The 7,634-nt window shown below is 41.1% G+C and carries 7 protein-coding genes; 4 read left to right on the forward strand and 3 right to left on the reverse strand.

Features of this window, described 5'->3' with window-relative positions; genetic code table 11:
- Both B2R65_RS02280 and B2R65_RS02285 read left to right on the forward strand, forming a co-directional pair.
- Positions 1–327 (forward strand): putative nucleotidyltransferase substrate binding domain-containing protein (locus B2R65_RS02280; protein WP_286740704.1); only part of this gene is annotated, 327 nt, incomplete at its 5' end.
- A 3-nt stretch (positions 328–330) separates the two neighbouring features.
- Positions 331–1,035 (forward strand): 3'-5' exonuclease, encoded by a 705-nt coding sequence (locus tag B2R65_RS02285; protein WP_064385440.1) that lies wholly within the window; start codon positions 331–333, stop codon positions 1,033–1,035.
- Positions 1,036–1,154: 119 nt separating this feature from the next.
- Here B2R65_RS02285 and B2R65_RS02290 read toward each other — a convergent pair whose 3' ends face one another.
- The gene (locus tag B2R65_RS02290) at positions 1,155–2,735 is read right to left on the reverse strand and encodes a BCCT family transporter (RefSeq protein WP_286740708.1); all 1,581 of its coding nucleotides are present in this window, start codon (positions 2,733–2,735) and stop codon (positions 1,155–1,157) included.
- A gap of 435 nt (positions 2,736–3,170) precedes the next feature.
- Between B2R65_RS02290 and egtB the strand changes: the two genes are divergently transcribed.
- Positions 3,171–4,445, forward strand: a complete 1,275-nt coding sequence (gene egtB, locus B2R65_RS02295) for an ergothioneine biosynthesis protein EgtB (RefSeq protein ID WP_286740711.1) — start codon at positions 3,171–3,173, stop codon at positions 4,443–4,445.
- On the forward strand, positions 4,442–5,416 hold the full coding sequence (gene egtD / locus B2R65_RS02300; protein ID WP_096041797.1) for an L-histidine N(alpha)-methyltransferase: 975 nt from the start codon (positions 4,442–4,444) through the stop codon (positions 5,414–5,416). The genes egtB and egtD overlap by 4 nt, the downstream gene beginning before the upstream one ends.
- Before the next feature lie 4 nt (positions 5,417–5,420).
- Here egtD and B2R65_RS02305 read toward each other — a convergent pair whose 3' ends face one another.
- Together B2R65_RS02305 and asnB are read right to left on the reverse strand one after the other, a co-directional pair.
- The gene (locus B2R65_RS02305; protein WP_286740715.1) at positions 5,421–6,260 is read right to left on the reverse strand and encodes a PhzF family phenazine biosynthesis protein; all 840 of its coding nucleotides are present in this window, start codon (positions 6,258–6,260) and stop codon (positions 5,421–5,423) included.
- Positions 6,244–7,634: asparagine synthase B (gene asnB / locus B2R65_RS02310; protein WP_286740718.1), on the reverse strand; the 1,391-nt coding region annotated here is incomplete at its 5' end. The genes B2R65_RS02305 and asnB, both read right to left, overlap by 17 nt.

The raw sequence follows: 7,634 nt of genomic DNA on the forward strand, positions 1-7,634 counted from the left end.
CCGCTTTCTGATGTGATAAGAGTGCATGCACTGGCGATAGGCTCTCGTAAGCAAAATTCGTTTGAACGCCTTGAAGATATTATTGAATCGCGCCTGTTACCTGAGGGTAAAGCACAGGATTTACGTGATGCGTTAGAATACATTGCCATGATGCGAATTCGTCATCAAGCATGGCAAATAGAGCAAGAAGAAGAGCCCGATAACGACATAGACCCGCATTTGCTTTCGCCGTTTGAGCAACGCAATTTAAAAGAAGCGTTTGCCATACTCGAAAAAGCACAAAGCTACTTAAAGTTTAGTTACTCAGCCAATGCGGGTGTTAAGTAACGAATGGCTAAGCAATCGTATTTTGACTGGCAGGCTCATTATAAAACACTGGCTAACAACGCTAAAAATGAGCATTTAAAAGCGTTTTATCAGCACGCTTATGGTGATACGCACACGCCCATAAAAGACATTTCGTTTGTGGCTCTTGATTTTGAGACAACCGGTCTAAATAGTGAGGTGGACGATATAGTCAGTATTGGCTTAGTCCCCTTTACAATGCAAAGAGTATATTGCACACATGCTAAGCATTGGGTAGTACAGCCTCGTAAAAGCTTAAGCGAGGAGTCGATTGTTATTCATGGTATTACGCATTCAGAAGTGGATGACGCTCCCGATTTAACCTCTCGACTAGGGCCGCTACTTAATGCACTTAGTGGTAAAGTCGTGGTGGTGCATTATGCAGCGATAGAGCGGCACTTTTTAAACAATGCATTACTTGCGAGAATTAACGAAGGGATCCAGTTTGCATTAGTCGATACCATGGAAATTGAGCAACGAGCGTTGCGCGCCCGCCAAGGCTTAATAGGGCGTTTGTTTAATCAAAAGGTAGGCTCACTTAGACTCACAGATTGCCGCAGCCGATACTCTTTGCCTGCTTATCATAATCACAATGCGCTAACTGATGCATTAGCCACAGCAGAGCTGTTGATTGCACAGCTGCAATACCATTACCGCGATGATACGCCATTGGCTGAATTACTAAGTTAAATCTATTTTTAAATTTTAGCGAATGCAATACAGGTTTAAATTAATAACCAGCGTTTAGCTTAGCCAATAAAAACGCCGCATATTATGCGGCGTTTTTTAGTTTACTGGCAAGCGACTAATTATTTAACAGCGCGAGGCTCAGTACGTAATCCTAATAATAGGCTTACACACATTAGTAGTAACACTAAAGTAAACGGAAGACCTGTTGAAACAGCACCCGCTTGTAATGCTTGAATCGCCTCTGTACCACCAATCCATAATAGAGCAGCAGCAATAGAGCCCTCAACCGTAGCCCAAAAGATCCGTTGTGGTACTGGCGCATCCACTTTACCGCCTGCTGTAATTGAGTCGATAACTAACGAACCCGAGTCAGAAGAGGTAATGAAAAACACTAATACTAAAACCACAGCTAGGAACGAAAGCACGCTCGACATAGGCAGTTCGTCTAGCATTTGGAACATCGCCATAGGTACATCGGTTAAACCGTTTACGCCTAAGCTACCAACACCTTGAACAACTTGGTCTATTGCAATGCCGCCGTAAATAGACATCCATAAAATAGTAACCGCAGTAGGAATTAATAATACAGCGATTAAAAACTCTCTAATTGTACGACCACGAGAAACACGCGCAATAAACATACCTACAAACGGTGACCACGAAATCCACCATGCCCAGTAAAATACAGTCCAACCGTGCATCCATGTTTCGTCTTCACGGCCATGTGGGTTGCTCAGTGGAATAATATTTTCAACATAACCCATAACCGTATTTGGTACGTTACCGATTGCCACAGCAAAGCCAATTAAACCAACAAACAGAAGTAAGGCAAATGCAATGAGCATGTTTATATTACTAAGGACCTTTACGCCGCCATCAATGCCGCGTACTACTGAGATAATAGCTAGTAAGGTAACGCCAATAATAACCAATAATTGTGCGCCTACGCCGCCATCAGTTCCAAATACATGGTTAATACCTGCAGAAGCCTGCTGCGCGCCTAAACCTAACGAGGTTGCAAGGCCAAACAAAGTGGCAAGCACGGCAAGAATATCAATAATATGACCAGGCCAGCCCCAAGCTCTGTCGCCTAATAGTGGATAAAAAATTGAACGGATTGATAAAGGAAGGCCTTTATTGTAAGTAAAAAACGCAAGTGAGAGCGCTACAACGGCATAAATAGCCCACGGGTGAAGGCCCCAGTGAAACATGGTTGCACCCATGGCCACTTTTGCAGCCTCTGGCGTATTTGCGGTTACATTAAGTGGGGTTTCGTACCAGCCGGTAAAGTAAGCTACAGGCTCTGCAACACCCCAAAACATTAACCCAATACCCATACCTGCGGCAAATAACATAGCAAGCCATGACATACGCGAGTGCGTTGGTTTAGCTCCTTCTCCGCCTAAACGAATATTACCATAGGGCGATACAATTAATGCCAAACAAAATATAACAAAGAAGTTTGCTGCCCACATAAAAAACGCATCAAAGTTATTTATTATATCGAGCTTAATACCATCAAGCGTTGCTTTGGCTGTTTGCGCATCCGAAACGAGAATGGCGACTAAAAAGATGACAATCAAACCGGCACTAATACCAAAAACAGGATTATGTATATCAAATCCCCATTTTTGCACGTTATCTTGACCTACGGTGTAGTCCGTATTATCAATACTATACTTGTCATGATTTTCGCTCATGAATACCTCTTATGTTGTCCTAACAAGCCAGAGAGTTCCGGCATAACACTAAGTTAATTAGCCACACAGTAAGTTGCATTATTTACAATAAAACTTATTTGAGGACTAACTAAATTAATCGCTGATCATACCCTTAATAGTGTATGAGTTAAATCGTAAATGTAAAACTATTTGGTTATATATGCCTGATTACTTAGCGCTAAAAGCTATTTATCACTAAAAAGATAAGCTATTGTTAATTCAGTGAGTGTTAAAAATTAGTTTGTTATTAAACTAAAATTAAAGCAGCGCCACCAAACTCGTTTAGTCGTTAATACATTAGTCTACGTTTTAAATGGGTAGAGGGTTCGATTTAATCATCATGTAACATGCATAAAGGTAAAATCTGGGGTAGGCTTTATTTAATCGCAAAGAGTGAAAAGGACTAACTTTAATATGCTAAACACGAAAACGAATGAAGCGCACAGTACTGAAAAAATACACGCTCAATTTCAGTCAATTCGCCAACATAGTCTTACACTTACAAAAAACCTCAGCGCAGAAGATTGCCAACTACAAGCAATGGATGATGCAAGCCCAATGAAATGGCACTTAGCTCACACCACGTGGTTTTTTGAAACATTTTTACTTGCTAAGTATCTGCCTAACTACACGCTCTTTGATGAACAATTTAAAGTGCTTTTTAACTCCTACTATAACGGCATAGGTGAGCAGTTTAAGCGTGCTAATAGAGGATGTTTATCTCGCCCCAGTTTAGAGGTGGTGTTGCGCTACAGAGCCTATGTTGATAATGCGCTAAACGAGCTGCTTCAATTAGGCACTAACCAAACACTGTGCAATATAATAGAACTTGGGCTGAATCATGAGCAGCAACATCAAGAGCTCATGCTAATGGATATTAAATATAATTTTTCGGTTAATCCAAGCTTTCCTGCCTACAGCCAAACCCCAAATGACTTAATAAAGGTGAGTGATTCGCTAGGCACTTTAAAATATACCGAATTTAGCCAAAGCATAACCAATATAGGGGCTGATGCTAAAAACGGCTTTTCGTACGATAACGAACAACCTAAACATCAAGCCCTTATCCATGCGTTTAGTTTTGCTAATCGATTAGTGACTAATAGAGAGTACTTACAATTTATAGAGGCGGGCGGGTATAAAAACCCTTCATTTTGGTTAAGTGATGGCTGGACTAATATAAACACCGAGCAACTTAGTCACCCTTTATATTGGCAGTATATTGACGGGCAGTGGTTTGAATTTACTCTCTACGGACTGCAGCCTTTAAATTTAGATGCGCCAGTGAGCCATGTAAGTTATTTTGAAGCGGCAGCCTACGCTAATTTTGTGAATGCGCGCCTACCTACTGAGTTTGAATGGGAGTATGTAGCGCAGCAGCAAGCACTTAAGCAACAGCAAAACGATTTGCTTACGCCATGTGTATGTAAAAACCCAGATGTTATCTCGCAGTTAAACGATACATGCTGGCAGTGGACTAATAGCGCCTATTTACCTTACCCAGGCTTTAAACCCTTTAGCGGAGCCGCAGGGGAATACAATGGTAAATTTATGAATAATCAAATGGTTTTGCGTGGTGGGTGTGTGTTTACCCCAAAAGATCATTTAAGACAGACCTACCGTAACTTTTTTTATCCGCACCAAGCGTGGATGTGCAGCGGCATTAGACTAGCAAAGGACATACTATGAGCCAAGTAACAGCAATTAATCAGCAATCAATAACCGATCTAGACTTTTTAAATGATGTATTACATGGACTTGCTCAACAGCAAAAGTCGCTGCCGTGTAAGTATTTTTACGATGATAAAGGGGCGGCTTTATTCGAGCAAATAACCTCATTGCAAGAGTACTATGTTACCCGCACTGAACTTGCCATATTAGAAGATTACTCAAAAGCTATCGCTAATAGGCTGCCCGAGAACCTATCAATTATTGAGCCTGGTTGTGGCTCGGGTAAAAAGGTCGCGTATTTACTCGCCCATATGAGCAATGTAAAAACCTTTGTTCCTTTTGAAATATCATCAGAGATGCTTAATTACTCGTTAGCGCATTTATCACCGTTATTTCCGGAGCTGGCCATTACGCCATTGCTAGGTGATTTTACCCATAGCCAAATGGTTAAGCAGTTAACAAAAGACACCGCCTTAGACAGCCAAACAAATTTAGTTTATTTTCCAGGCTCCACACTGGGTAACTTTGCGCCAGTAAAAGCCATTGAAATAATGAATAATTTCCACCGTTTATGTGGTGTTGATGGCTATGTATTAATAGGTATTGATTTAGTAAAAGAGCGACAAGTGTTACTTGATGCTTACGATGACAAAGCCGGCATTACCGCCGCCTTTAATAAAAACTTGCTCCAGCGTATAAATAACGAATTAAATGGCACGTTTATTTTAGATAATTTTAAACACGAATCGCGATTTAACGAAGTGCACAGCCGCATTGAAATGCATTTAGTGAGCAAGTGTAATCAAAGCGTAGTTATTAACGATAAGCAAATAGACTTTGTAGCGGGAGAGAGCATTCACACTGAAAACTCGCACAAGTATACGCTTGAGTCGTTTAAAAATCTTGCTGCTCAGGCTAATTTATCGCTTGAACAAACATGGCAAGACGAGAAAAGCTACTTTGCACTTTGCCTACTAAGGCCAATGTAATAGCTTAACTTACAACTACCTGATTGCTGCTAAACGTATAGTTTAGCAGCGCGCCTTTTGGTGACTGCTGCAAAAGGGTTACTTTATTTAAACCATGTAGTCTAAAAATAAGTGGCGCAATAACCGACACGGCAGAGCCTGTAGCAGTATCTTCATTTACCCCAAATTGCGGCGCAAAATACCTAAAATACGCACTTGCGTTGTTTTTATTAATACTATGTATTTGCAGTGCAATTACCGCATTGTTATGCACATTTACTAAATGTGCAAAATTAACCTCTAAATGCTTTAAATCAGCCATGTTTTTAAACTGTACAACGGTATAGCCATTTTTATAAGCTGTTGAGTAAGTTGCTTTTATAGAGTGCGAAAATACATCACTAAGGCTGTTAACCTCATCACTCTTTTTTAAATTAATAGCCGCTAGCTGAAGTTGTATCCGGCCTGTAGCTAGCTTGATTTTAAACCGTTCTTTATCGTTTGAAACAAAGTGTGAAGGGCAAAAACCATAGTGTGCTAATAAACATTTTGCAGCAGCAAGGGTGCCATGGCCGCAGCGCTTAATTTCTGATGTTTGGTTAAACCAGCGAATGTTACATACACGGTGAGAAATTTCATTTTCATTTAAAAAAACGCTAGCAGGGTGCTGCGAGTTTGATGCAATTTTTTGCATTACACGCGTACTTAACCCTTGCGTATAAATAACAATTAACGCACTTGAACCGGCTAAGTTATGCTGTGAACTAGAAAATACAGGAACTGAATAAAGGTGCTTTATATATCGCAACCTAGGCTGTTGTAGCCTACGTTGCGATAAAAGGGTGCGTTTAGCCTTTGCTTGCATACGCGTCGTTGTGAACGCCAGCAGCACGGCCTGAAGGATCAGCATTATTTTGAAATGATGCATCCCATGCAAGTGCTTCAGGGGTTGAACACGCAACCGACTTACCATGTGGTACACATTTAGCTGATGCATCACCTGGGAAGTGTGATTCAAAAATAGAGCGATAGTAATACGCTTCTTTAGAATCAGGCGTGTTAATAGGGTACTTAAACTTAGCGTTAGCAAGCTCTTGGTCGCTTACTTGCTCGTTTACAAACTCTTTTAACGTGTCTATCCAGCTGTAGCCAACACCGTCTGAGAATTGCTCTTTTTGACGCCACAGTACTTCTTCAGGCAGGTAGCCATCGAAGCCTTCGCGTAAAATGTGCTTTTCAATTTTGCCATCTTTACACATTTTTGCTTCAGGGTTGATACGCATAGCCACATCAACAAACTCTTTATCAAGAAACGGTACGCGTGCTTCTACGCCCCATGCAGCCATTGACTTATTGGCACGTAAACAGTCAAACATATGCAGCTTTGACACTTTACGGTTTAGCTCTTCATGAAACTCTTGTGCGTTTGGCGCTTTATGGAAGTATAAATAGCCACCAAATAGTTCATCAGCGCCTTCGCCTGATAATACCATTTTAATACCCATAGCTTTAATTTGGCGCGCCATTAAATACATTGGCGTTGAGGCACGGATGGTGGTTACATCGTACGTTTCAATGTGGTAAATAACCTCACGAAGCGCATCAATACCTTCTTGAATGGTAAAGTGAATAGGGTGATGTACTGTGCCAATCATATCCGCTACTTTTTGCGCAGCGGCTAAATCAGGTGAACCCTCAAGCCCAACAGAAAATGAATGCAGCTTAGGCCACCATGCGTCGCTTTCATCGTTATCTTCAATACGTTTAGCAGCAAAACGTTGCGTAATAGCCGAAATAACCGACGAGTCTAAACCGCCCGATAGCAATACGCCATACGGTACATCACACATTAGCTGGCGTTTTACAGCGCTTTCTAGCGCTTCTTTTACGTCTTGCGCTTGTGCACTGTTATCTTTAACTGCATCAAAGGTTTCCCAATCGCGCTTATAATAAGGCGTTAGTTCACCATTTTTGCTGTATAGGTAGTGCCCTGGTGGAAACTCTTCAATGTGCTTACAAATTGGTGAAAGCGCTTTAAGCTCTGAGGCAACATAAAAATTACCATGCTCATCGTGGCCAGTATAAAGCGGAATAATACCAATGTGATCGCGGCCAATTAAGTACGCATCGTTTTCTTCATCGTATAAACAAAATGCAAAAATACCATTTAAGTCATCTAAAAACTCAGGCCCTTTTTGTTTGTATAACGCTAAAATAACTTCACAGTCTGATTGAGTCT

The organism is Pseudoalteromonas sp. UBA2102, from assembly GCF_002331165.1.
GTDB lineage: Bacteria > Pseudomonadota > Gammaproteobacteria > Enterobacterales > Alteromonadaceae > Pseudoalteromonas > Pseudoalteromonas atlantica.

What these genes read in the sequence shown, in the direction of transcription:
- B2R65_RS02285 (WP_064385440.1), top strand. Translation starts at nt 331, where the DNA reads ATGGCTAAGCAATCGTATTTTGACTGGCAGGCTCATTATAAAACACTG.
- B2R65_RS02290 (WP_286740708.1), bottom strand. Translation starts at nt 2,735, where the DNA reads ATGAGCGAAAATCATGACAAGTATAGTATTGATAATACGGACTACACC.
- egtB (WP_286740711.1), top strand. Translation starts at nt 3,171, where the DNA reads ATGCTAAACACGAAAACGAATGAAGCGCACAGTACTGAAAAAATACAC.
- egtD (WP_096041797.1), top strand. Translation starts at nt 4,442, where the DNA reads ATGAGCCAAGTAACAGCAATTAATCAGCAATCAATAACCGATCTAGAC.
- B2R65_RS02305 (WP_286740715.1), bottom strand. Translation starts at nt 6,260, where the DNA reads ATGCAAGCAAAGGCTAAACGCACCCTTTTATCGCAACGTAGGCTACAA.